The organism is Antarctobacter heliothermus, assembly GCF_900188425.1.
GTDB lineage: Bacteria > Pseudomonadota > Alphaproteobacteria > Rhodobacterales > Rhodobacteraceae > Antarctobacter > Antarctobacter heliothermus.
In genome coordinates this window covers 22,489-44,336 of record NZ_FZON01000044.1, presented here as the reverse complement: position 1 = coordinate 44,336, position 21,848 = coordinate 22,489, and the positions used below count along the sequence as shown (strand labels likewise).

Sequence of the window (21,848 nt, the reverse complement as noted above, 5' to 3'; positions counted from 1 at the left end):
TCTGCCGTGCCCATGCGGTGACCGGATACGTTGATCACGTCATCGACCCGCCCGGTGATCCAGTAATCGCCGTCCGCATCGCGGCGGCAGCCGTCGCCGGAGAAGTAATAGCCTTTGTAATCAGAGAAGTAGGTCTTTTCGAACCGGTCGTGATCACCCCAGACAGTGCGCATCTGGCCGGGCCAGGAGGCCTTGATCGCCAGCACGCCCTCGGTCGGGGAGGCCTCGATTTCAACGCCCGATTGCGGGTCCAGCACCACCGGCTCGACGCCGAAGAACGGCTTCATCGCGGCACCCGGTTTGGTCGCATGCGCGCCGGGCAGCGGGGTCAGCAGGTGGCCGCCGGTCTCGGTCTGCCACCAGGTGTCGACGATCGGGCAGCGGCCGCCGCCGACCACGTCGTTGTACCAGTTCCACGCCTCTGGGTTGATCGGCTCACCGACAGTGCCCAGGATGCGCAAGGACGACAGGTCACATTTCTCAACAAATTCGGTGCCTTGCCCCATCAGCGCGCGGATCGCGGTGGGCGCGGTGTAGAACTGGGTCACTTTATGTTTTTCGCAGACCTGCCAGAACCGGCTGGCGTCGGGGTAGGTCGGTACGCCCTCGAACATCACGGTGGTGGCACCATTGGCCAGCGGGCCGTAGACGATATAGCTGTGCCCAGTGACCCAGCCGACATCGGCGGTGCACCAGTAGACATCGCCCTCATGCACGTCGAATACCACCTCATGGGTCAGCGCCGCGTACAGGAGATAGCCGCCCGAGGAGTGCACGACGCCCTTTGGCTGGCCGGTCGAGCCGGATGTGTAGAGGATGAACAGCGGATCTTCGGCACTGATTTCAGCGGGTTGGCTGTAGTCAGAGGCCTCGAGCGCCATTTCGTTATAGTCAAAGTCGCGGCCATCGACCCAGGTGGTCTGGCCGCCGGTGCGCTTGACCACAAGGCATTTGACGTCGTCCTTGCAGTGCAGCAGCGCCTTGTCGGCATTGGTCTTGAGCGGCGTCTTGCGACCGCCGCGCGGGGCCTCATCGGCTGTGATCACAAGTTTGGCGTCGCAGCCGTTGACGCGGGCGGACAGCGCGTCGGGTGAGAAGCCGGCAAAGACGATGGAGTGGATCGCGCCGATGCGCGCGCAGGCCAGCATGGCATAGGCGGCCTCGGGGATCATCGGGAGATAGATAATGACGCGGTCGCCCTTGCGAACCCCCAGCGTTTCCAACACGTTGGCCATGCGGCAGACGCGGCGGTGCAGGTCGTTGTAGGTGATCGACTGGGCCTGTTCGGTGGGATCGTCAGGCTCGAAGATGATGGCGGTCTGGTTGCCGCGCTTTTCCAGGTGGCGGTCGATGCAGTTGGCGGCGACGTTCAGGGTGCCATCGCGGAACCACTCGATGCCGACCTGGCCGAGGGTAAAGTCGACGTTCTTGATCTCGGTCGGGGCCTTCATCCAGTCCAGCCGCTGCGCCTGCTCGGCCCAGAACCCCTCGGGGTCGCTGATCGAGGCCGCATACATCGCATCATAACGCGCCGCGTCGATGTGGGCGTTGGCCGTCATATCCGCCGACGGCGGGTAAACGGGATTGCCGGTTACAGGTTTTGTCTGGTCGGTCATGACAGGAGCTCCCTCTCCGAAGTGGTCCGATGGCGCGACTTTCCGCTGCGTCACCGCGTACAAGTTGGAATATAACGAAATCGGAAAATATTGGAATAACCTATTAAAAATGAATGATTTAGCTGTAAACTATTTTCATGACGGGGTTGAAAATCGTAAACTAATTTGCCTGAGCCGCGCGAAACCCTTTGTTTACAACGCTGCGTGGACACCTCGTCGCATCCGGGTGAAAAGGGCTTGGCTAGCACCCGGACCGGGCGAGTGGTCTTGGCGGCGGGTGTGACAAAACGATGCGGTATGCGATGGTATGCGAACTGTTAGCGCTCGCCCGCGCGAATCCCCCTGGTGCGGCAAAAGCCTTGAAGTACCGGGACTTTCGACTACCCTCCGCGCGAGGCGGAATATACCGCTGTGAGAAATAGGGGAGGACAAAATGTCCAGCACTACCGCAAGACTGATGCTCAGCGTCGTGGCCGCGACGTTTGTGACCGAGGCTGCCGCCACCGAATGGAACGTCTCCGTTTGGGGCTCGCGTCGTGCCTTTACAGAGCACATCCACAAGATTGCCGATCTGGTGTCGGAAAAGACCGGCGGCGAGTTCACCATGAACATCTCCTACGGTGGCCTGTCCAAGAACACCGAGAACCTGGACGGTATCTCCATCGGCGCCTTTGAGATGGCGCAGTTCTGTGCCGGCTATCACGCCGACAAGAACCGCGCGATCACCGTGCTGGAACTGCCGTTCATTGGCGTGTCCACGCTGGAAGAAGAGGTGGCTGTCAGCCACGCGGTCTATGCGCACCCGGCGGTGGCCGAGGAAATGGCGCAGTGGAACGCGCAGATGCTGATGACCTCGCCCATGCCGCAGTATAATCTGGTCGGCACCGGCGAGCCGCGCGACGAACTGGCCGAATTCGACGGTATGCGTGTGCGTGCCACCGGCGGTCTGGGCAAGGCGTTTACAGCGGTCGGCGGCGTGCCGACATCGGTGACCTCGTCCGAGGCTTATCAAGCGATGCAGTCGGGTGTTGTCGACACGGTGGCCTTTGCCCAGCACGCGCACCTGTCGTTTGGCACGATCAACCAGGCTGACTGGTGGACGGCAAACCTGAACCCCGGCACGGTGAACTGCCCGGTTGTGGTCAATATCGACGCCTACGAGGCGCTGCCTGACGATCAGCGCGCCGCATTGGACGAGTCCGTGGATGAGGCGATTGCCTATTACCTCGAGAACTACGGCGCGCTGCTCAAGCGCTGGGACGAGGTGCTGGCCGAGAAAGGCGTGACCAAGGTCATGCTGTCGGAAGAGGAACTGTCCAAGTTCCGCGACGTGGCAGGCAAGCCGATCCACGACGCATGGCTGGCGGACATGAGCGCGCAGGGCCTGCCGGCGCAGGAACTCTATGATCTCGTCTTCTCGACACTGGAAAAGGCGCGCGCCTCCAACTGAGGCCGTGCAATCCCGCCCCGGCCTTTTATGCCGGGGCCTTTTGTCCAGTAGGACATTTGGCCCCGGTGCAGGGCCAGGGCGGGCTTTTCCCTTTTACAAGACCGGAGAAAACTGATGGCCGGACATGCCTCCGTCCTTGAGGACGGCAGCCTGCTTTCCAGGCTCGACCGGGCGCTGGCACGGGTGGAGTGGGGCATGGCCCTGATCTCTGGCCTTGGGGCCTTTGCGCTGATGGGCCTTGCGGTGGTGTCTGTCACCGGGCGCAATCTGTTCAACGAACCGCTGCGCGGCTATGTCGACTGGATCGAAACGGCGATGCCGTTCATTGCCATTTTCGGCATTTCCTATGTCCAGCGCGCGGGTGGCCACATCCGCATGGATATCGTGGTGGGCGCGCTGAAGGGCCGCGCGCTCTGGGCGGCCGAGTTCATCACCACCCTTCTTGTCCTGATCCTGATGGCATTGCTTGTCTGGGGTACTTGGGCGCATTTCGACCGCAGCTTTGACTTTGCCAAGCCGAACTGGAGCCGCGACAGCTCTATCGACATCGGCCTGCCGATCTGGCCTGCAAAACTGGTGGTGCCGGTGGCCTTTTCGGTGATCTGCTTGCGGCTTGTGTTGCAATTGTGGGGCTATGGCCGGGCCATCGTCTTTGGCCTGAGCGAACCCGTGGCGGTGCCGCTGGTCATGTCGGCGGCGGAACAGGCACTGGCTGAGGCCGACCAGGTACAGGGACACGACACATGACATCCATTGAAATCGGTCTCTGGGTCACTGGGGGCCTGTTGCTCATGGTGGTCCTGGGGATGCGCGTGGCCTTTGCCGCCGCCTTTTCGGGGCTGGTCGGGCTGATCTGGATCTTTTGGTCGAAAAAGGGCTATGACCCCGAGGAATTCGGTTGGGCGCTGACTGTTGCGGTCAAGACGGCGGGGCAGGTGCCACATGGCAAGGTGTCGTCGCAGGCGCTGTCGCTGATCCCGACCTTTATCCTGATCGGCTACCTGGCCTATTACGCCGGGCTGACCCGCGCGCTGTTCGAGGCGGCCAAACGCTGGATCGCCTGGGTGCCGGGCGGGCTGGCGGTCTCGACGGTCTTTGCCACTGCGGGCTTTGCCGCCGTGTCGGGGGCATCGGTGGCGACGGCGGCGGTCTTTGCCCGCATTGCCATCCCCGAGATGCTGAAGGTGGGCTATGACAAACGCTTTGCTGCGGGGGTAGTGGCGGCGGGCGGTACACTGGCCTCGCTGATCCCGCCCTCTGCGATCCTGGTCATCTATGCGATCATCGTGGAACAGGACGTGGGCATGTTGCTGCTGGCGGGGTTCATTCCGGGGGTCTTTTCGGCGCTGGTCTACGCGATCCTGATCATCGGTCTGGCATTGACGATCAAGGGCTTTGGCCCGCCGGTGGGTGGCTTTACCTGGCGTCAGAGGTTCGAAAGCCTGCCGCCCGCGCTGCCCATCGTGGCAGTGGTCGTGATCATCATCTTTTTTGTCTACAACCCGTTTGGCGGCGACAGCTGGGGCACGCCGACAGAGGGCGGGGCCATCGGGGCCTTTATCGTCTTTCTGATGGCGCTGTGGCGCGGGATGCGTCTGAACGAGTTGAAGGATGCGCTGGTCGAAACGGCCAAGTTGTCGGTGATGATCTTTACCATCATCTGGGGCGTGCTGATCTATGTGCGGTTTCTGGGCTTTGCGGATCTGCCCTCGGCGTTTTCGGACTGGATCACCGGGCTGCCGTATTCGCCGATGCTGATCCTGGTCTGCATCCTCTTGGCCTATGCGGTGCTGGGCATGTTCATGGACGCCATCGGGATGCTGCTGTTGACGCTGCCGGTGGTCTACCCGGCGGTCATGGCGCTGAACGGCGGGGTGTTTGTCAGCGCGGAAGAGGCGACATTTGGCATGTCGGGGCCGATGTGCGCGGTCTGGTTCGGCATTCTGGTGGTCAAGATGGCTGAGTTCTGCCTGATCACGCCGCCCATCGGGCTGAACTGCTTTGTCGTGGCGGGGGTGCGGCCAGAGCTGTCGGTGCAGGACGTGTTCCGGGGGGTGACGCCGTTCTTTGTCGCCGACGGGATCACCATCGCGCTGCTGGTGGCCTTTCCGGCGATCGTGCTTTGGCTGCCGTCGCTGGCAATGTGATGCCTGTATGACCGGGTGATTGAAAGGCCGCGCCAGAGGGGCGCGGCCTTTTGCCGTTTCAGGTCAGGGGCGGCCGCCTTTGCCGCCACCGCCCTTGCCAGCGCCGCCTTTGCCGCCACCAGTGCCGCCACCATAGCCCTGGGCGTCGCCCGTCTTGCCCCGCGCCGCGCGCGTCATGGCGCCGCGCATTTCGTCCTCACCCGGCGTGCCCACGCTTTTGGCCTGATTGGCGTCGTGGTTTTTGGACAAGACGGTATCCTCTGCCGTGGCCCAGGGGTTTGCATGGTCGGCCTGTACCGCACCCGACAGCATCGCCAGGCCGATGGCCAAAGTCATCGTGGTCTTGAAAGTCATCTTGACTGCTCCTTCTCAACATTCCTTTTGGGGGCATTGGGATGTCCCGAACCCATTCTGGATTTCGTATATAAAAAACACGGAATGTGTTAGCGGAGTGTTAAGTCGGCGGCAGTTTCCCGCCAGCCTGCTGCGAACAGGCCGACGCGCGCAGCCTGTCGCACGCGGGCCGGAGCCAAATTACCGTCACGCGGCGCGGGTCAGTTCCATGCGGGTTGCGGTGGCAAGGCGGCGCACGCCCTCGGCCAGCACCTCGGGCGCATTGAGGGTAAAGTTCAGCCGGATCGCGCGACGGTCGCGCCCCAGCGGATCAAACACACTGGAGGGGGACACGCAGACGCCGTGGTCCAGCCCGGTCTTCATCAGCCGGTCGGTGTCCAGTGACGGATCGCGAGCCACCGCCCAGACGAACATGCCGCCCGTGGGCACCTCCCATGTGAACAGGTCCGACAGCTCTGCCGCCATGGCGGCGCACAGCGCGTCGCGCCGGGCGCGGTACAGATCAAGGATGCCGGGCAGGATGCGGTCCGGCACGCCCTGTTGCATCGCTTGCAGCGCAATCCGCTGGCACAGCCCGCTGGTGAACATGTCCGACCCCTGTTTGGCGGTGGTCATGGCGGTGATCACCTCCGGTGCCGCAATGACCCAGCCGACCCGCAGCCCCGGTGCCAGCATCTTGGAGAAGGTGCCAAGGTAGATCACCGGACCGTCGTAAGCTGTGGCACCAGTGGCGGAGAGGTCCAGCATCCGGGGCAGGGGCGCCGCGTCGTAGTACAGGTGGCCGTAGGGGTCATCCTCAACCAGCCAGCAGCCCGTCGCCTCTGCCGACGCGACCAGCGCACGGCGTTGATCTGTCGGGACCAGACGGCCCGAAGGGTTGGAAAAGTTCGGCACCGTGTAGGCGAATTGCGCGCCGGTCATGGCGGTGCGCGGATCAAACCCGTCCTGTTCCAGCACCATGGCGCGATACTGCGGTGCGCGCGGCTTCCACGCGTCGATGGCGCCGAGGTAGGCCGGGGATTGCGCGGCAATGGTGTCCCCGCTGTTCAGCAGCACCTTGCCCAGCAGGTCCAGCCCCTGCATCCCGCCGGTGGTGATCAGCACGTTGTCGCGCGTCAGCCGCAAGTCGCCCCGGCTATGGTCGGCGGCGATGCGGTCGCGCAGATCGGGCAAGCCGTCGATGGGGGAATACCCCAGCGAGTCCTGCGTGTGATCCGCCACCGCGCATTCGGCGAAATTGGTCAGGTCGGCCACTGGCCAGGTCGAGGGGTCCGGCAGGCCCCCGGCAAGGTTCACCAGATCCGGGATCCGGCCCGCAGACAAAAAGGTCTGTGTGACGTCGTTGGTGTCATCGAGCCATTTGGCAAAGGGCGCACGTCGGGACAAGGGAATCCTCCACAAAGCAGGGCTTGGCGATATGGCCGCCCTCCTAACATGTTTTGGTAAATGGATGGCAAGCAAAGACAGCGGTTCGGCGCGGTCCTGCCGCAGTCCTTCAAAGGTATTTCCGGTTTCTCGGAAATTCACCTTGCCGGCGCGCATCTGTTTCCGTATTTCCAGAAATATGAAAACTGAATCGCTCAATGCTCTGACCGCCCTTGCGCACAGCCGCCGTCTGGACGTGTTCCGACTGCTGATGCGGCGCTATCCCGATGCTGTTCCGGCGGGCGAGATCGCTGACGCGTTGCACATGGCCCCGTCCACTCTGTCGGCCGGACTGTCACATCTCCGCAATGCGGAGCTGGTATCGCAGAGCCGTAAGGGCACCTCGCTGCTGTACACCGCCGATGTCGGTGGCGCGGGTCGCCTGATTTCCTACCTTGGCGCGGATTGCTGCCGGGGACGTCCTGAAACCTGTCTGCCACACACGCTTGCGGAGTCTTCCATGTCGGATCGCAAATACAATGTCCTGTTCATCTGCACCGGCAACTCTGCCCGGTCGATCTTTGCCGAAACCCTGATGCGCGACCTAGCGGGCGATCAGTTTGAGGCGTTCTCTGCAGGCACAAACCCCTATAGCGAAATGAACCCGATGGCGCTGAAGGTTCTTGCCGACAAGGGACACGATGTGTCGGGGCTGCGCTCCAAGAACATCAGTGAATTTCAGGGTGACGGTGCGGCGCGGCTGGATTTCGTCTTTACCGTCTGCGACCGCGCCGCGAACGAGGAATGCCCGCCCTGGCCGGGGCAGCCGATGACCGGACATTGGGGCCAGCCCGACCCGGTCAAGGCAACCGGCACCGAGGCGGAAAAACTGCTGGCGTTCCAGCAGGTTTACGGCGCGCTGCGCAACCGCATCATGACCTTTGCTGCGTTGCCGATCGACATGCTGGATCGCGAAAGCCTGCAAGCGCGGATCGACGACATCGCCAAGTCCGAGGATTTCGCATGACCACCTACGCCATCAACGGCCTTGGCCGCATGGGAAAACTGATCGTAAAGCCGATGCTGGAGGCGGGCGATACCATTGCCTTTCTCAACGACGCGGTGGGCGATCCTGCGATGCACGCGCATCTGCTGGAGTTCGACACGGTGCATGGCCGCTGGGACGCCGCGTTCAGCGCCGACAGCGACAGCCTGACCGTCAACGGCACCCGCATCCCGGTGTTCGGCACACGCAATCTGGACGATCTGCCGCTGGAGGGTGTGGACGTGGTGGTCGATTGCACCGGCTACTACAAGACCGCAGAGCGCATCGCGCCCTATTTCCAGCGCGGGGTGAAAAAGGTGGTGGTGTCGGCCCCGGTCAAGGACGGCGGGGCGGCCAACATCGTCATGGGGGTGAACGACCAGATCTATGAGGCAGATACCCACAATATCGTCACGGCGGCCTCCTGCACCACCAATTGCCTTGCCCCGGTGGTCAAGGTCATCCACGAGACGCTGCGTATCAAACACGGGTCGATCACCACGATCCATGACGTGACCAACACGCAGACCATCGTGGACCGCCCTGCCAAGGACCTGCGCCGCGCGCGGTCCGCGTTGAATTCGCTGATCCCCACAACCACCGGGTCGGCCACGGCGATCACGCTGATCTACCCCGAGCTCAAGGGCCGGTTGAACGGCCACGCGGTGCGGGTGCCGCTGCTGAATGCCTCGCTGACCGACTGTGTGTTCGAGGTCGAGCGGGAGACAACGGCCGAAGAGGTCAACGCTCTGTTCAAGGCCGCCGCCGAGGGGCCGCTGAAGGGCATCCTTGGCTATGAGGAACGCCCGCTGGTGTCGACCGACTATACCAACGATCCGCGTTCCGCGATTGTGGATGCGCCCTCGACCATGGTGGTGAACGGCACGCAGGTAAAAATCTACGCCTGGTATGACAATGAATGGGGCTATGCGCACCGGCTGGTGGACGTGGCCCATATGGTAGGTGCCTCGCTACAGGACTGACCCCGTCCCGGCCTTTGCGCCGACCCATTAGTACAGAGACCACATGATGAGCAGCACCACCGACCACCGTCCGCAGGGACTGGCCGCCTATGTGGCCGTCACCGCCGCCTATTGGGCCTTCATGCTCACCGATGGCGCGCTGCGGATGCTGGTGCTGCTGCATTTTCACAGCCTGGGCTTTTCGCCGGTGCAGCTGGCCTATCTGTTCCTGCTGTATGAACTTGCGGGCATCGTCACCAACCTGTCGGCGGGCTGGATCGCGGCGCGGTTCGGTCTGACCTCGACCCTCTATGCCGGTTTGGCACTACAGGTCGGCGCGCTGCTGGCGCTGGCGCAGCTTGATCCGGGGTGGAGCCTGACCGCCTCGGTGATTTTTGTCATGGCGGTGCAGGGCGTGTCGGGCGTGGCCAAGGACCTGTCCAAGATGTCTGCCAAATCGGCGGTCAAGCTGCTGGCCCCCAGCGGGCAGGGCGGTCTGTTCCGCTGGGTCGCGCTGCTGACCGGGTCCAAGAACGCGATCAAGGGGCTGGGGTTTCTGGCCGGGGCGGCGATGCTGGCGCTTTTCGGCTTTGTCCCGGCGGTGCTGGGCATGGCGGCGGTGCTGGGCGCGGTCCTGTTGGCGGTCAGCTTGCGGATGCCGTCCGGCCTGCCGACGGGCCGGAAGGGCGCAAAATTCACCGAGGTGTTTTCCAAGGACCCCAACGTCAACTGGCTGTCGGCGGCGCGGGTCTTTCTGTTCGGCGCGCGGGATGTCTGGTTTGTGGTCGGTATCCCGGTCTATTTCTACGCGGTGCTGTCGGATGGCTCTGAGGCGGGCAACCGCATCGCCTTTTTCACCATCGGCAGCTTTATGGCGGTCTGGACCATCCTTTATGGCACGGTGCAGGCCGCGGCACCCAAGGCCTTGCGCGCCGCAACCCGACCGGCATCAGAGATTGTCGGCACCGCGCGCCATTGGGCGCTGTCGCTGACGGTGGTGCCTGCTGGGCTGGCGGTGTTGGTCTGGTGGGCGGGGACGCCTGCGGATTGGCTGACCGTGACCATCATCGTGGGGCTGCTGGTTTTTGGCGCGCTCTTTGCGGTCAACAGCGCGCTGCACAGCTATCTCATCCTTGCCTTCTCAACGGGTGAGCGGGTGACGATGGATGTCGGGTTCTACTACATGGCGAACGCCGCCGGACGGCTGTTGGGCACGCTGTTGTCTGGCGTCAGCTACCAGATTGGCGGCTTGCCCTTGTGCCTTGCCACGGCGGCGGTGCTGGTGGCGATCAGCGCACTGGGCGCGGCGCGGTTGCGGGTGGACTGAACGGGCCTCACTCGGCGTCGAGGATTGCATCCAGTGCGGCCTCCAGTCCGGCAAAACTCTCTGCCAGCCGCGCTTCGATCTTTTGCTGGTAGGCCATGGCCAGCGGCAACAGGTCGGCCATCATCCGGCGCCCCTTGTCCGTCAGGGCCAGCCGGACCAGCCGCCGGTCCCCGGCATCCACGGTCTTTTCGATATAGCCCGACGCCTCCAGCCGCGAGGCGGCGCGGCTGACCTTGGATTTCTCCATGGCAACGCGTTCCTCGATGTCGCGGACAGAGATCGTGGCGGCACCGTCCAGCGGCTGGGCCAGATGGACCAGCACCCGCCATTCGGGGATCGAGATGCCAAACCGTTCACGGTATTGCCGCGCCAGCGCCTCCGAGGTCTTTTCCGCCGCGACCGCAAGGCGATAGGGCGTAAAGCTGGCAAGATCAAAGGGCGGCGGATCGGAACGGGTGGTCATCTGGGCAGTCCATCAAGGGGCGACCCCGTCAGAGTATCCCCGTCCTCATTGCAAGTGCAATGAGGTTGGCGGCGCGCATCAGAGTGTTGCGGCAAGCACAACCCACCCCGTGGTCTCGGCTGCCAGTTGCGCCGCCCCCAGCACATCGCCGGTCTGCCCGCCAAGGCTGCGCCGCGCCTGACGTGCCACCAGCGCCGTCGTCAGCGCCATGGCGGTCAGCACGGGCAGCGCGGCGGGGCCAAGCACCAGCGCTGCCCCCAGCGACATCACCAGACCCGGCGCCCAGACGGTCAGGGATCTGGGGCCGCGTGCGCGCGCCGCCATGCGGCCCAGCCCGTCCACCCGCGCGGGCGGCAGGATGTCGAGCAGGATCAGCATGGCCGTCCGGCTGGCCACGCTGACCAGCACGAACCCGGCCCAGGCCGAGGCGGGCAGGGCGCTCAGCGCCGAGGCGGCCAGTCCCACGGCAAAGATCAGGGCGATCACGCCATAGCTGCCGACCCGGCTGTCGCGCATGATCTCCAGCCGGTGCGCCCGGTCGCGTCCACCCCCGCCGTCGGCGAAATCGGCAAAACCGTCGTGGTGCAGCCCGCCGGTCAGCGCGGCCAGCGTGGCCAGCGCGGCAAAGGCGCAGGTCAGCCCCGGCAGGCCCAAGGCCGCAGCCCCGGCAAAGACGCCCCAGGCCGCCAGCCCCATGGGCAGGCCCACCAGCGGAAAGGCCCACCGGGCCTGCGTCAGCGTCGGTGCCGGGTCGGCCAGCCGTCCCATGGGCAGCCGCGTCAGCATCATCATCGCCAGCCGCAATTCGTCGAGGCGGCGGCGCAGGGTCATGCGCCCGAAATGCCTGCTTCGGCAAAGGTCGCCATGCCATTGTGACAGGCCAGCGCGCCCTTGAGGATCGGCAGGGCCAGTGCCGCGCCGGACCCTTCGCCAAGCGCCATCCCGAGGTCCAGCAGCGGCGCCTTGTCCATCGCTTCAGCCAGACGGCGGTGGCCTGGCTCACGGCTTTGGTGGGCGATCAGGCAATGGGCCAGCAGATCGGGATCGGCGGCAAACAGCGGCGTGACGGCGGCGGTGCAGATGAACCCGTCCAGCAGCACTGGGATACGCGCCATGCGTGCCGCCAGAACCGCGCCACACAGCGCCGCCTGTTCGCGCCCGCCAAGGGCGGCAAGCCGCATCATGGGCGACAACGCCCCGTGTTTGTCGACTGCTGCGGTGATCACCCGCGCCTTGAGGCTGACGCCGTCGGCGTCCGACCCAGTGCCGGGGCCAACCCAATCCTGCGCGGTGCCGCCAAAGCTGGCAAAGGCCTGCGCGGCGGCGACGGTGGAATTGCCGATGCCCATTTCCCCCAACAGCAAGATGTCCGCGTCCGTATCGACTGCCGCCGACCCCCGTTGCAGCGCATCAAGGCAGTCATCCTCATCCATCGCGGGGGAGGTGGCAAAGTCACGGGTGGGCCGGTCAAGGTCCAGCGCGATGACATTCAGATCGGCCCCCGCCGCCTTGCACAACTGATTTATCGCAGCCCCCCCGGCGGCGAAATTGGCCACCATCTGCGCGGTCACTTCCTGCGGAAAGGGGTTCACGCCCTGCGCGCATACCCCGTGGTTGCCGGCAAAAACCAGCGCCTGCGCGCGTATGATCTGCGGGCGGTCGGTGCCGCGCCAGCCCGCCATGAAAGCGGCAAGATCCTCTAGCCGACCCAGCGATCCCGGTGGCTTGGTCAGCTGCATCTGGCGCGCGGTGGCGGCCTTGGCGGCGGCATTGTCAAAGGCGGGCAGGTCAAGGGCGGTCACGCCGTCCAGAGACGTGAGGGGCAGGTGGGTCATGCGGGTTTGACTTTCAATGGATGGCCCGCGACGCAGAACCAGAGTTCATCACAGGCGTCGGCGATGCGTTGATTGACCAGCCCCGCCGCATCGCGAAAGGCGCGGGCAAGGGCGTTTTCCGGGACAATCCCGGCGCCGACCTCATTGGTGACGAAAAGGATCGGGGCGGATTGGCGGGCCAGTTCGGCGGCCAGCGCATCGGTCGCCGCCTGCCAATCCTCATCGGCCAGCATCAGGTTGGTCAGCCAGAGCGTCAGGCAATCGACCAGCCGGGGGGCGGTGCCGTCGGTTTCCCGCAGCGCGCCGATCAGGTCGCGCGGGGCCTCGACCGTGCGCCAATCGGCATCACGGCGCGATTGGTGTTGGGCGATGCGATCGGACATTTCGGTGTCATGGGCCTGCGCGGTGGCGATGTAGATCGCGGGCCGCCCCAGCGCCAGTGTCATGCGCTCGGCCAGGGTGCTTTTGCCCGAACGTGCGCCGCCGGTGATGAGGATCGACTTTCCCATGCGGTCGTGACAAAGCATGTTCCGATCTGCTTGAAAAGCCCCGAAATGATGCCGCCCGATGCCTCTGAACTGATGTTGATTCGACATGCCCCCGCCCGGCACGGCGGGCGTTTGTGCGGGCGTACGGATGTGGCGTCGGACCTTGGTGATCCGGCGGTCTGGCGGCCTTTGCAGAGATTGGTGGCAAAGGTGCCGGTGCGCGTCGCCAGCCCCGCCTTGCGGTGCCGTCAGACGGCGGCGGCGCTGTGGCCCGGCTGTGACGTGGACAGCGACGCGCGGCTGTGGGAACAGGATTTCGGCGCGCAGGAGGGGATGCCCTTTGGCGACATCCCCGATCTTGGCCTCATGTCGACACAGGACTTGGCAGACCACCGCCCGCCGGGTGGGGAGAGCTTTGCCGATATGGTAGCGCGGATCACCCCCGCCTTAACAGAACTGGCCGCGCAGGCGCGCCACGCTGGCCCCGTGGCAATTGTCGCCCATGCCGGAACGGTGCGCGCCGGTCTGGCGCTGGCGCTGGATACGGTGCCCGCCGCGCTGGCCTTTGAGGTGGCACCGTGGTCGGTCACGCGGCTGCGGGTCTTTGAGGGCGGTGTGTCGGTGATCGCCGTGAACTGGCGCCCCTTGTAGCGGATGGCCTTTGTCGCGGGACATTTCGGAGAATGGATGCAGGGGCGAATTGGCGCTGGCGGGCCGGTGGTGCTGGTCACGCTGGCGTGCCCGACCCGGGGTGTCACGGTGCGGCGCACCGGCGGTGGCCCCTTGGCGCTGGAGGGCGCGGCGACGGTTGTCACCCCGGCGCAGGCCGCGCGGATGTTGGCCGCGCTTGGGCAGCCTGTGGCGGGCCGCTACCACATCTCGGCAGACCTGCAACCCGGCGGCGGTGCGGGCATGTCGACAGCGGCGCTTGTGGCGCTGGCCCGGGCGGCCCGTGCGGCTGGCGCGACCGACGGTGCCGCGATCGCGCGCGCCTGTCTGGCGGTTGAGGGGGCGAGCGATCCGCTGATGTGGCCCACGCCTGACCGGCTGCTCTGGGCTTCGCGGCGGGCGGAGATCGTGAGGTCGCTGGACCCGGTGCCGGCCTGTGAGATCCTGGGCGGGTTCTGGGGGCCGCCGCAGCGGACGGACCCAAAAGACGCCGATTTTCCAGATATTGCGGACCTTATCGAGGCGTGGCCGCAGGCGGATCTGGCGGCCAAGGCCGCGTTGGCAGCGGAGTCCGCACGCCGCTGTTCCGCCTTGCGCGGCCCGGTCGATGATCCGATGCCCGCGCTGGCGACCCGGCTGGGCGCGTTGGGCCACGCCCGCGCCCATACCGGCCCGGCCCGCGCGCTGATCTTTGCGCCCGGCACGGTTCCGGATGGTGCCGCGCGGGTGCTGACAGCGGCAGGGTTGAAAGATGTTCTGCGCTTTGCCACCGGGGGGGCCGTATGAGTTTTGCGCTGATCATGCTGATCGGGCTGCTGCTGGACGCGCTGATCGGCTGGCCCGATGCGCTGTATCGTCGGATCTCACACCCGGTCGTCTGGATCGGTGCGCTGATTTCGGCATTGGAGACACGGCTGAACAGGGGCTCTGACACCGCACGCCTGCTGCGCGGCGCGCTGACCGTGGCCGTTGTCATAGCCGCGGCAACGCTGCCTGCGCTGTTGGTGACGATGGTTCTGGGGGAGGGCTGGATGGCGGCGCTGATCCTTGGCCTGATGGCCTGGCCGCTGGTGGCCACCCGGTCGATGTATAGCCATGTGGTTGCCGTGCGAGACCCATTGCGCGCCGGTGACCTGCCCGCCGCGCGCCATGCGCTGTCGATGATTGTCGGGCGCGACACCCGCCAACTGGACAGCGCCGGAGTCAGCCGCGCGGCGCTGGAAAGCCTCGCCGAAAACACCTCTGACGGGATAATCGCGCCGCTTTTCTGGGGGGCGGTGGCCGGATTGCCGGGGATCGTGGCCTACAAGGCGATCAACACGATGGATTCCATGATTGGCCACCGCAACGCCCGCTATGAGCATTTTGGCAAATGCGCCGCCCGGCTGGATGATCTGGTGAACCTGATCCCGGCGCGGTTGACGGCACTGGCCTTTGCAGTTGTCTCCGGGCGGATGGGCGCGGCGCTGCGGATAGTGGCGCGGGATGCGCAGCACCACCGCTCCCCCAATGCGGGCTGGCCCGAGGCGGCGCTGGCGGGCGGGCTGCATGTGCGGCTGTCCGGGCCGCGTGTCTACGGCGACCGCGTGGCGGATGAACCCTATGTGAATGCACTGGCCCCAGACCCGGATCGGCACAGCATCAGCCGAGGTCTTGCGCTCTACGTCCGGGCAATGTTTCTGTGCGGCGCGGTCCTTGTGGGGCTTGCGGCTGTTTAGGGGGCATCATGCGCGATCACGGCGGCGATCTGGACCGGGCGATGGCCCAATATGGAGAGGGCGACTGGCTGGACCTGTCGACCGGCATCAATGCGCGGTCCTACCCGTTCCCCGACCTGCCTGCGCGCGCGTGGACGGCACTGCCGACGGGGGCAGAGCTTGCCGCGTTGATCGCTGCGGCGCGCGCGGCCTATGGCGCGGGAGAGGGGGTGGACTGCGTTCCGCTGGCTGGGGCGCAGGCCGCGATCCAACTGGTGCCGCGCCTTGGAACCCCGGAGGAGGCGCGCGTTGTCGGGCCAACCTACAACGAACACGCCGGATCGTTGCAGGCGCAGGGCTGGCGGGTGACGCAGGTGGACGACATACCCGGCCTGAAAGGTGCGCCCTTGGCCGTGGTGGTGAACCCCAACAACCCGGACGGGCGGTTCTGGACCCCCGAAGAGCTGATCGACCTGGCGCACCATGTGGGCTTGTTGGTGGTCGACGAAAGCTTTGCCGACCCGGTGCCGGAATATTCGATGGTCCGCTACCTCGATCGCCTGCCAGAGGGCGTGCGGATCGTGGTGCTGCGGTCCTTTGGCAAGTTCTATGGGCTGGCAGGGGTGCGGTTGGGCTTTGCACTGGGCGCGCGCGCGCTGATTGACCCGATGCGGCGCATGGCCGGTCCCTGGGCGGTCAGCGGTCCGGCGATCGCGGCGGGGTGTCGGGCGCTGGCGGATCAGGCGTGGCAGAGGGCGATGATTGCGCAACTGGCGCGCGACGCGGTGCGCATGGATGCACTGGCAGAGAAAGCGGGCTGGACGCTGGTGGGCGGCACGGTGTTGTTTCGCACCTATGACACCGGCGATGCGGCAGCAGCGCAGGACCGGCTGGCCGCTGCCCGGATCTGGACGCGGCGGTTTCCCTATTCGGACGGCTGGTTGCGGCTGGGCCTGCCGGGGCCAGAGGCGGATTGGGCGCGGCTGGAGACGGCTTTGGTCCCGTCTTTCAGCCGGGCCTAGCGCGCGGCGGCCAATATGCCGGACACATCCAGATGCGACTCAAGATGGTCGGCCAGCGCATCCAGCGCGTCCTCGACCCCGGCGTCATAAGAGAGGGTTGCCTCGACCCCAAAACCCGCCAGCCACGCGGCGCGGAATGCGTCATCGCGAAACATGCCATGCAGGTAGCTGCCCATGACACGGCCATCGGCGCTGATTGCGCCCTCTGGTTGGCTGTCGACATAGGCAAAGGGGCGGGCGCGGTCGGCCCCGTCGCTGCGCCCGATGTGGATTTCATAACCGTGAAAGCCGGTGCCGCTGGCGGCGTGGGTGGCCTGCACCTCTGTCAGGGATTTGTCGGCGGTCATGACGGTGTCGATGCGCAGCAGACCTAAACCGGGATCTTTGCCCGGTGGGCCCTCAATCCCCTGCGGGTCATCAATACTGTCGCCCAGCATCTGATAGCCGCCGCAAATCCCAAGGATACGCCCGCCGCGCCGGTGATGCGCCAAGAGGTCGATGTCCCAGCCCTGTTCACGGACAAAGGACAGATCGCCGCGGGTCGATTTGCTGCCGGGTATGATCACAAGATCTGCATCGCCGGGGATCGGCGAGCCGCGCTGCAACATGGTCAGCCGCACGCCCGGTTCCTGCGCCAGCGGGTCCAGATCGTCGAAATTCGCCATGCGTGACAGGCAGAGACAGACAATGTGCAGCCCCTCTGCGCGGTCGGTGCTGCGCACATCCAGCGCATCCTCGGCAGGCAGTTTCCACGCCTCGGGGAACCACGGCGCCACGCCGAAGCCACGCCAGCCGGTGCGATCCGCGATCAGCGCATAGCCATCATCAAAAAGGCGAGGGTCGCCGCGAAACTTGTTGATGATAAAACCGGAAATGCGTTTGGCATCCGCCGGATCGATGACCGCCTGCGTGCCGACAATCTGGGCGATCACGCCGCCCCGGTCGATGTCTCCTGTCAGGATCACCGGCACATTGCCCGCCTCGGCAAAGCCCATGTTGGCAATGTCGCCTGCGCGCAGATTGACCTCAGCCGGGCTGCCGGCGCCCTCGACGATCACCAGGTCATGGGCCGCCTTCAGCCTCTCAAAACTCTGTAGTACGGAGCCAAGAAGATGCGGTTTCAGCTTGGCGTAATCGCGTGCCTTGGCTGTGGTCAGGCGTTTGCCCTGAACGACAACCTGCGCGCCCACATCCGTCTCCGGTTTCAGCAGAACCGGGTTCATGTCGGTGTGCGGGGGTAACCCGCAGGCCAACGCCTGCAAGGCCTGCGCGCGGCCAATCTCGCCCCCGTTGCTGGTCACGGCGGCGTTGTTGGACATGTTCTGCGGCTTGAACGGGGCAACCGACAGCCCGCGCCGTCGTGCCACGCGACACAGGCCCGCCACCAGCATGGATTTGCCCACGTTGGACCCGGTGCCCTGGATCATGATGGCGCGGCTCATGGTGTGATCCCCAGTGTCGCGGGCAACACGTCGCGCGTATGGGCGTGAAAATGATAGGTCTGCCAGCCGCGCGCCGCCGCCGCCGCGACATTGGCGCGGTTGTCGTCTATCAACAGGATGGCGGGCGGCGCAAGGCACGACCAGCGTTCAATCGCGCCGTAGAAACCCGCGTCAGGCTTGGCCATGCCCATGGGGCCAGAGGCAAAGATCGTCTCAACTTTGGCGGCAAAGCCCATGTTCTCCATGATGTAATCCGCACGAGGGGCTGGGTTGTTCGTGCCGATCACCGCGCGCTGCGGGCTACGCTCCAGCCAGTCGATGACCTGTGGATCGGGGCGATCCTCGGACCGCAGCCAATGGGTCAAAAGCGCATCGGGGGTGACATCGGTCGGCTGTGTGGCAAGCCATCGGGCCAGTTCCGCGTGCAGGGACCGTGCGCCGCGCAACACCCGCGCCGCCTGTCCGGGTTGGTTGAGGAACGCGCGAAAAGCCCGCGACGACAGGCCCAGATCGGCGTCCAGACGCGGCACCCAGCCAAACGGCGTGCCCGGAGGTTCGGCATTCAGGACGCCGTCAAAATCCCAGACGACCAGTTGGGCGCTCATGAGGCGGGCAGGATCAGCGCGGTGGCCACATAGCCCGCAGGCATCGGCACGGTGGGCGGCGTGTCCAGCCCCTGCGCGATGTGATCAGGCAGCAGGTGTGTGTGCGGCCCGGAGGGGGACGTGCCGTCCGGCATCGGGATCGCGGCGTCGATCTCCAGCCGCAGGCAGGGCGTTTCGATCACCCGCACCGGGCTGGCGTCACGCAACGGCAGACCGGTTCGCGACAGGTGATCGGGCCAGTTGGTGCCCGTGGCGCGGGCCAGCGTCGCGGCCAGCGCGTCGTCACACCGCACGGTAAATCGCGCCGCGCGCCGCCCAAGGCCAAGGTCAAAGCGCATCCCACCCGCATTGCGCGATAACAATGCCGCCTCGTCCTGGCCAAGCGCCGTCAGCGCGGCGGGCCTGTCGCGAAAGGCGCGCCCGACCGGGACGGCCAATGCGATCAACGCGGGCGCGTCCGGGCGGTCAATCTCAAACGCAGTCAGATAGCGCGCGGAGTCAAGCCGCAGCGCCGCGTCGGGCAGCGTCAGGGTCAACGCATCCTCACCGATCTGCACTTCGCAGGGCGCATCGGGCAGGCGGACCAGTTCACCGCTTGCCCCCCAGATACCAGCGATCAGGCGCGCGCCTTCATCGCTGAGGCGGCGGGCGGTTTCGGCCAACAAGGTGTCCCCCTGCCACGACAGGCGGCGGGTCTTGAGTCCCAGTCGGCTGGCGCGGGCGGGCAGTTCGGCCCAGACGGCCGAGCGGAAATCATCAGATGCGCTGCCCCAACCGGCGATCTCATCCAGACTGCGGGCGCAGCCCGTGCACAGTTGCGACGTCTCGTCGATCACGCAACGGGCGACACAGGGGCTGGCTGGGGGAAGGCGGTCGATGCGGCTCATGGCCTCAGAACTCCACGCCTTTCTGTGCCTTCACCCCGTCGCGGAACGGATGTTTCAGCAAGGTCATCTCTGTGACCAGATCGGCGGCCTCGATCAATTCGGGTTTGGCGTTGCGGCCGGTCAGGCAGACATGCGTCATCTGCGGTTTCTGCGTCAGCAGGAAATCCACCACCTCGTCGATATCTAGGTAGTCATTGCGCAGGGCGATGTTGATCTCATCCAGCAGAACAAACTGGATCTCGGGGTCAAGGATCTGTTCCTGCGCGATTTTCCAACCATTCTGCGCGGCGGCAATGTCTCGGTCGCGGTCCTGCGTTTCCCAGGTAAATCCCTCACCCGTGACAAACAGCCGACATTCGTCGGCAAACCGCTCGCGCAGAAACGTGGCCTCGCCGGTGGCACGGGCGCCTTTGATGAACTGCACCACGGCGCAGGGCATCTGGTGCTCGATACACCGCATGATCATGCCGAACCCGGCAGAGGATTTTCCCTTGCCCTTGCCGGTGTTGACGATGATCAGACCTTTTTCCTCGGTCTTGGTCTTCATCATCTCGTCGCGGGCGGCCTTGATGCGGCGCATCTTTTCGGTGTGGCGGGCGGTGGTGTCGTCCATGGCGCGTCTCCGGAAGCTCGGGTTCGGGCAGGCATGGCATCGCGTGTGGACATCGTCAATGCGGCTATGATCGGGTGTGCAGTCGCTTCGGGCGATTGACAAGAGGATCAGAAGGGCGCACCACCGCCACCACGATGGTTCCCCGGGCCTGCCCGGGGAGGAAAACAGGGAACGCGGTTCAAACCCGTGGCTGCCCCCGCAACTGTGAGCGGAGAGCGTTCTTGCAACGTGCCACTGGCCGGATTGGCCGGGAAGGCGCAAGAGCGCATCGACCCGCGAGCCAGGAGACCTGCCATCGAAGAGGTGAAACTGTGGACCGGGCGGGGTGCCCCGGAGGAGGTCGTGATGAATTTGAACCTGAAATCCAGCGGGCCGCGAAAGGCCACGCCATGAACGCGCCGGTGGAATTGCTGGTCTGCGTCAAATGCCGACGCGGTGAGGACATCCCCGAAGGCGGCGTGCGCCCCGGCCAGCGTCTGCATGACGCCCTCGCCGCGCGCGATCTGCCCGAAGGCGTGACCCTGACGGCGGTCGAATGCCTGCAAAACTGCGACTCGGGCTGCTCTGTCGCCATGCGCGGCGGGCCTGCACGTTGGACCTATGTCTACGGAAACCTGCTTGAGACGTCGCATCCGGACCTGCTGGTCGAGGGGGCCACGCTGTATCATGCCGCCAACGACGGGGTGATCCCGTGGCGCGCGCGGCCCGAACACTTCAAACGCAACTGCATCGCGCGCATCCCACCCGAGCAGACCGTTACGCCCGAAGAGGACAAGACATGACCGATCTCGCCAAACTTCCTGTCACCGTGATCACCGGCTTTCTCGGCTCGGGCAAGACGACGCTGATCTCGCATCTGATCCAGAACCCCGGGGGCAAGCGTCTGGCCGTGGTGGTCAACGAGTTCGGCGATGTCGGCGTCGATGGTGAGATCCTCAAGGGCTGCGCGATCCCCGATTGCCCGGCAGAGAACATTATGGAACTGGCCAACGGGTGCATCTGCTGCACCGTCGCGGATGATTTCATCCCGACGATCGAGGCGCTGATGGCGCTGGATCCGCGCCCGGAACATATCCTGATCGAAACCTCCGGGCTGGCGCTGCCCAAACCGCTGCTCAAGGCGTTTGACTGGCCCGATATCCGGTCCAAGATCACCGTCGACGGGGTGATCGCGCTGGCCGATGCCGAGGCGGTGGCCTCGGGACGATTTGCGCCGGATGTCGCACGGGTGGATGCACAGCGTCTGGCGGATGACAGCATCGACCATGAAACCCCACTTTCCGAAGTTTTTGAGGACCAGATTTCCTGCGCCGACATCATTTTGTTGACCAAACCCGATCTTGCAGGTCCTGAGGGTGTGGCCAAGGCCAAGGCGCTAATTGCTGCCGAGGCGCCGCGCCCGCTGCCGGTGATCGAGGTCGCTGAAGGGGTGATTGACCCGCGTGTGATCCTGGGGCTGGAGGCGGCCGCAGAGGACGACATGGATGCGCGGCCCTCGCATCACGACGACCACGACGACCACGAACACGACGATTTTGAATCCATCGTAGTGGATCTGCCCGAGGTTGACGACCCGGCCACGCTGGTCGCCGCGATCGAACGACTGGCCAAGGAGCTGAATATTCTGCGGGTCAAGGGCTATGCGGCGGTCAAGGGCAAACCGATGCGCTTGCTGGTGCAGGCGGTCGGCGCGCGGGTGCGGCATCAGTACGACCGCCCGTGGAAACCGGGTGAGGCGCGGGTCAGCCGCGTGGTGGTCATTGCCGAGCATGACGATGTGAAACCCGACGCCATCCGCGCCATCCTTGGCGCGGCCCCGGTGGCCGCAGAATAAGGGGGCGGGCGGGTCGGCGACCCGCCG

23 protein-coding genes and 1 riboswitch are annotated in these 21,848 nt (G+C 65.3%); of the genes, 12 read left to right on the top strand and 11 right to left on the bottom strand.

Features of this window, described 5'->3' with window-relative positions; translation table 11 throughout:
* The coding region (gene acs / locus CHB90_RS18805) for an acetate--CoA ligase (protein WP_089279390.1) at window positions 1-1,616 on the bottom strand (1,616 nt) is incomplete at its 3' end.
* A 433-nt stretch (window positions 1,617-2,049) separates the two neighbouring features.
* On the opposite strand from acs, the gene dctP reads away from it, so the two are divergent.
* The 3 genes from dctP (at window position 2,050) to CHB90_RS18790 (ending at window position 5,213) form a co-directional block, all read left to right on the top strand.
* Window positions 2,050-3,066, top strand: a complete 1,017-nt coding sequence (gene dctP, locus CHB90_RS18800; protein ID WP_089279389.1) for a TRAP transporter substrate-binding protein DctP — start codon at window positions 2,050-2,052, stop codon at window positions 3,064-3,066.
* A gap of 114 nt (window positions 3,067-3,180) precedes the next feature.
* Window positions 3,181-3,813, top strand: coding sequence for a TRAP transporter small permease subunit (locus CHB90_RS18795; RefSeq protein ID WP_089279388.1), 633 nt, complete (start codon window positions 3,181-3,183; stop codon window positions 3,811-3,813).
* Window positions 3,810-5,213, top strand: a complete 1,404-nt coding sequence (locus tag CHB90_RS18790; protein WP_089279387.1) for a TRAP transporter large permease — start codon at window positions 3,810-3,812, stop codon at window positions 5,211-5,213. The genes CHB90_RS18795 and CHB90_RS18790 overlap by 4 nt, the downstream gene beginning before the upstream one ends.
* 63 nt (window positions 5,214-5,276) lie before the next feature.
* On the opposite strand, the gene CHB90_RS18785 is transcribed toward CHB90_RS18790, so the two are convergent.
* Together CHB90_RS18785 and CHB90_RS18780 are read right to left on the bottom strand one after the other, a co-directional pair.
* Complete coding sequence (locus CHB90_RS18785) at window positions 5,277-5,567, bottom strand: hypothetical protein (protein ID WP_089279386.1); 291 nt, start codon at window positions 5,565-5,567, stop codon at window positions 5,277-5,279.
* 186 nt (window positions 5,568-5,753) lie between these two features.
* A complete protein-coding gene (locus CHB90_RS18780; RefSeq protein WP_245823303.1) occupies window positions 5,754-6,953 on the bottom strand; it encodes an aminotransferase-like domain-containing protein in 1,200 nt (399 codons plus the stop codon).
* A 178-nt stretch (window positions 6,954-7,131) separates the two neighbouring features.
* Here CHB90_RS18780 and CHB90_RS18775 point away from each other — a divergent pair, with 178 nt between their 5' ends.
* The 3 genes from CHB90_RS18775 to arsJ are packed head-to-tail and all read left to right on the top strand — an operon-like array spanning window position 7,132 to window position 10,266.
* Window positions 7,132-7,959 (top strand): arsenate reductase/protein-tyrosine-phosphatase family protein, encoded by an 828-nt coding sequence (locus CHB90_RS18775; protein ID WP_089279384.1) that lies wholly within the window; start codon window positions 7,132-7,134, stop codon window positions 7,957-7,959.
* Window positions 7,956-8,960: an ArsJ-associated glyceraldehyde-3-phosphate dehydrogenase gene (locus CHB90_RS18770; protein WP_089279383.1), complete on the top strand. Its 1,005-nt coding sequence runs from the start codon at window positions 7,956-7,958 to the stop codon at window positions 8,958-8,960. Before CHB90_RS18775 ends, CHB90_RS18770 begins: the two co-directional genes overlap by 4 nt.
* A gap of 46 nt (window positions 8,961-9,006) precedes the next feature.
* On the top strand, window positions 9,007-10,266 hold the full coding sequence (gene arsJ / locus CHB90_RS18765; RefSeq protein WP_089279382.1) for an organoarsenical effux MFS transporter ArsJ: 1,260 nt from the start codon (window positions 9,007-9,009) through the stop codon (window positions 10,264-10,266).
* Between the two features lie 7 nt (window positions 10,267-10,273).
* Here the strand turns inward: arsJ and CHB90_RS18760 are convergent, their stop codons facing one another.
* From CHB90_RS18760 to cobU, 4 genes are all read right to left on the bottom strand, one after another.
* Window positions 10,274-10,729 (bottom strand): MarR family winged helix-turn-helix transcriptional regulator, encoded by a 456-nt coding sequence (locus CHB90_RS18760; RefSeq protein ID WP_089279381.1) that lies wholly within the window; start codon window positions 10,727-10,729, stop codon window positions 10,274-10,276.
* A 78-nt stretch (window positions 10,730-10,807) separates the two neighbouring features.
* The gene (gene cobS / locus CHB90_RS18755; RefSeq protein ID WP_089279380.1) at window positions 10,808-11,560 is read right to left on the bottom strand and encodes an adenosylcobinamide-GDP ribazoletransferase; all 753 of its coding nucleotides are present in this window, start codon (window positions 11,558-11,560) and stop codon (window positions 10,808-10,810) included.
* Complete coding sequence (cobT, locus tag CHB90_RS18750; RefSeq protein WP_089279379.1) at window positions 11,557-12,564, bottom strand: nicotinate-nucleotide--dimethylbenzimidazole phosphoribosyltransferase; 1,008 nt, start codon at window positions 12,562-12,564, stop codon at window positions 11,557-11,559. The genes cobS and cobT overlap by 4 nt, the downstream gene beginning before the upstream one ends.
* Window positions 12,561-13,073: a bifunctional adenosylcobinamide kinase/adenosylcobinamide-phosphate guanylyltransferase gene (gene cobU, locus CHB90_RS18745; protein ID WP_089279396.1), complete on the bottom strand. Its 513-nt coding sequence runs from the start codon at window positions 13,071-13,073 to the stop codon at window positions 12,561-12,563. Before cobU ends, cobT begins: the two co-directional genes overlap by 4 nt.
* A gap of 45 nt (window positions 13,074-13,118) precedes the next feature.
* On the opposite strand from cobU, the gene CHB90_RS18740 reads away from it, so the two are divergent.
* The 4 genes from CHB90_RS18740 to cobD are packed head-to-tail and all read left to right on the top strand — an operon-like array spanning window position 13,119 to window position 16,440.
* Window positions 13,119-13,703, top strand: coding sequence for a histidine phosphatase family protein (locus CHB90_RS18740; protein ID WP_089279378.1), 585 nt, complete (start codon window positions 13,119-13,121; stop codon window positions 13,701-13,703).
* A gap of 36 nt (window positions 13,704-13,739) precedes the next feature.
* Window positions 13,740-14,507, top strand: coding sequence for a propanediol utilization protein (locus tag CHB90_RS18735; protein ID WP_245823302.1), 768 nt, complete (start codon window positions 13,740-13,742; stop codon window positions 14,505-14,507).
* A complete protein-coding gene (gene cbiB / locus CHB90_RS18730; RefSeq protein ID WP_089279377.1) occupies window positions 14,504-15,439 on the top strand; it encodes an adenosylcobinamide-phosphate synthase CbiB in 936 nt (311 codons plus the stop codon). The genes CHB90_RS18735 and cbiB overlap by 4 nt, the downstream gene beginning before the upstream one ends.
* Before the next feature lie 8 nt (window positions 15,440-15,447).
* Complete coding sequence (gene cobD / locus CHB90_RS18725) at window positions 15,448-16,440, top strand: threonine-phosphate decarboxylase CobD (protein ID WP_089279376.1); 993 nt, start codon at window positions 15,448-15,450, stop codon at window positions 16,438-16,440.
* On the opposite strand, the gene CHB90_RS18720 is transcribed toward cobD, so the two are convergent.
* From CHB90_RS18720 to cobO, 4 genes are read right to left on the bottom strand one after another with little or no spacing between them, the layout of a single operon-like run.
* Window positions 16,437-17,882, bottom strand: a complete 1,446-nt coding sequence (locus tag CHB90_RS18720; protein WP_089279375.1) for a cobyric acid synthase — start codon at window positions 17,880-17,882, stop codon at window positions 16,437-16,439. The two genes, cobD and CHB90_RS18720, sit on opposite strands and share 4 nt — an antisense overlap.
* Entirely contained in the window at window positions 17,879-18,487 is a 609-nt protein-coding gene (locus CHB90_RS18715; RefSeq protein ID WP_089279374.1) for an HAD family hydrolase, read from the bottom strand. The genes CHB90_RS18720 and CHB90_RS18715 overlap by 4 nt, the downstream gene beginning before the upstream one ends.
* Entirely contained in the window at window positions 18,484-19,374 is an 891-nt protein-coding gene (locus CHB90_RS27475) for a DUF1289 domain-containing protein (RefSeq protein WP_089279373.1), read from the bottom strand. The genes CHB90_RS18715 and CHB90_RS27475 overlap by 4 nt, the downstream gene beginning before the upstream one ends.
* 4 nt (window positions 19,375-19,378) lie before the next feature.
* Window positions 19,379-19,987 (bottom strand): cob(I)yrinic acid a,c-diamide adenosyltransferase, encoded by a 609-nt coding sequence (gene cobO, locus CHB90_RS18705; protein ID WP_089279372.1) that lies wholly within the window; start codon window positions 19,985-19,987, stop codon window positions 19,379-19,381.
* A gap of 118 nt (window positions 19,988-20,105) precedes the next feature.
* A riboswitch (cobalamin riboswitch) is annotated at window positions 20,106-20,298 on the top strand.
* 78 nt (window positions 20,299-20,376) lie between these two features.
* Between cobO and CHB90_RS18700 the strand changes: the two genes are divergently transcribed.
* The gene (locus CHB90_RS18700) at window positions 20,377-20,769 is read left to right on the top strand and encodes a DUF1636 family protein (protein ID WP_089279371.1); all 393 of its coding nucleotides are present in this window, start codon (window positions 20,377-20,379) and stop codon (window positions 20,767-20,769) included.
* Window positions 20,766-21,821 carry a cobalamin biosynthesis protein CobW gene (gene cobW, locus CHB90_RS18695; protein ID WP_089279370.1) on the top strand — a complete coding sequence of 352 codons (1,056 nt, stop codon included), beginning with the start codon at window positions 20,766-20,768 and terminating at the stop codon, window positions 21,819-21,821. The genes CHB90_RS18700 and cobW overlap by 4 nt, the downstream gene beginning before the upstream one ends.
* Window positions 21,822-21,848 lie beyond the last annotated feature (27 nt).

Coding starts and splice junctions, on each gene's coding strand:
- CHB90_RS18715 (WP_089279374.1), bottom strand. CDS start 18,487: ATGAGCGCCCAACTGGTCGTCTGGGATTTTGACGGCGTCCTGAATGCC.
- CHB90_RS18770 (WP_089279383.1), top strand. CDS start 7,956: ATGACCACCTACGCCATCAACGGCCTTGGCCGCATGGGAAAACTGATC.
- cobU (WP_089279396.1), bottom strand. CDS start 13,073: ATGGGAAAGTCGATCCTCATCACCGGCGGCGCACGTTCGGGCAAAAGC.
- CHB90_RS18775 (WP_089279384.1), top strand. CDS start 7,132: ATGAAAACTGAATCGCTCAATGCTCTGACCGCCCTTGCGCACAGCCGC.
- CHB90_RS18700 (WP_089279371.1), top strand. CDS start 20,377: ATGAACGCGCCGGTGGAATTGCTGGTCTGCGTCAAATGCCGACGCGGT.
- cbiB (WP_089279377.1), top strand. CDS start 14,504: ATGAGTTTTGCGCTGATCATGCTGATCGGGCTGCTGCTGGACGCGCTG.
- cobS (WP_089279380.1), bottom strand. CDS start 11,560: ATGACCCTGCGCCGCCGCCTCGACGAATTGCGGCTGGCGATGATGATG.
- dctP (WP_089279389.1), top strand. CDS start 2,050: ATGTCCAGCACTACCGCAAGACTGATGCTCAGCGTCGTGGCCGCGACG.
- cobT (WP_089279379.1), bottom strand. CDS start 12,564: ATGACCCACCTGCCCCTCACGTCTCTGGACGGCGTGACCGCCCTTGAC.
- CHB90_RS18760 (WP_089279381.1), bottom strand. CDS start 10,729: ATGACCACCCGTTCCGATCCGCCGCCCTTTGATCTTGCCAGCTTTACG.
- cobO (WP_089279372.1), bottom strand. CDS start 19,987: ATGGACGACACCACCGCCCGCCACACCGAAAAGATGCGCCGCATCAAG.
- cobD (WP_089279376.1), top strand. CDS start 15,448: ATGCGCGATCACGGCGGCGATCTGGACCGGGCGATGGCCCAATATGGA.
- CHB90_RS18785 (WP_089279386.1), bottom strand. CDS start 5,567: ATGACTTTCAAGACCACGATGACTTTGGCCATCGGCCTGGCGATGCTG.
- CHB90_RS18790 (WP_089279387.1), top strand. CDS start 3,810: ATGACATCCATTGAAATCGGTCTCTGGGTCACTGGGGGCCTGTTGCTC.
- CHB90_RS18735 (WP_245823302.1), top strand. CDS start 13,740: ATGCAGGGGCGAATTGGCGCTGGCGGGCCGGTGGTGCTGGTCACGCTG.
- CHB90_RS27475 (WP_089279373.1), bottom strand. CDS start 19,374: ATGAGCCGCATCGACCGCCTTCCCCCAGCCAGCCCCTGTGTCGCCCGT.
- CHB90_RS18795 (WP_089279388.1), top strand. CDS start 3,181: ATGGCCGGACATGCCTCCGTCCTTGAGGACGGCAGCCTGCTTTCCAGG.
- CHB90_RS18720 (WP_089279375.1), bottom strand. CDS start 17,882: ATGAGCCGCGCCATCATGATCCAGGGCACCGGGTCCAACGTGGGCAAA.
- arsJ (WP_089279382.1), top strand. CDS start 9,007: ATGAGCAGCACCACCGACCACCGTCCGCAGGGACTGGCCGCCTATGTG.
- cobW (WP_089279370.1), top strand. CDS start 20,766: ATGACCGATCTCGCCAAACTTCCTGTCACCGTGATCACCGGCTTTCTC.
- CHB90_RS18740 (WP_089279378.1), top strand. CDS start 13,119: ATGATGCCGCCCGATGCCTCTGAACTGATGTTGATTCGACATGCCCCC.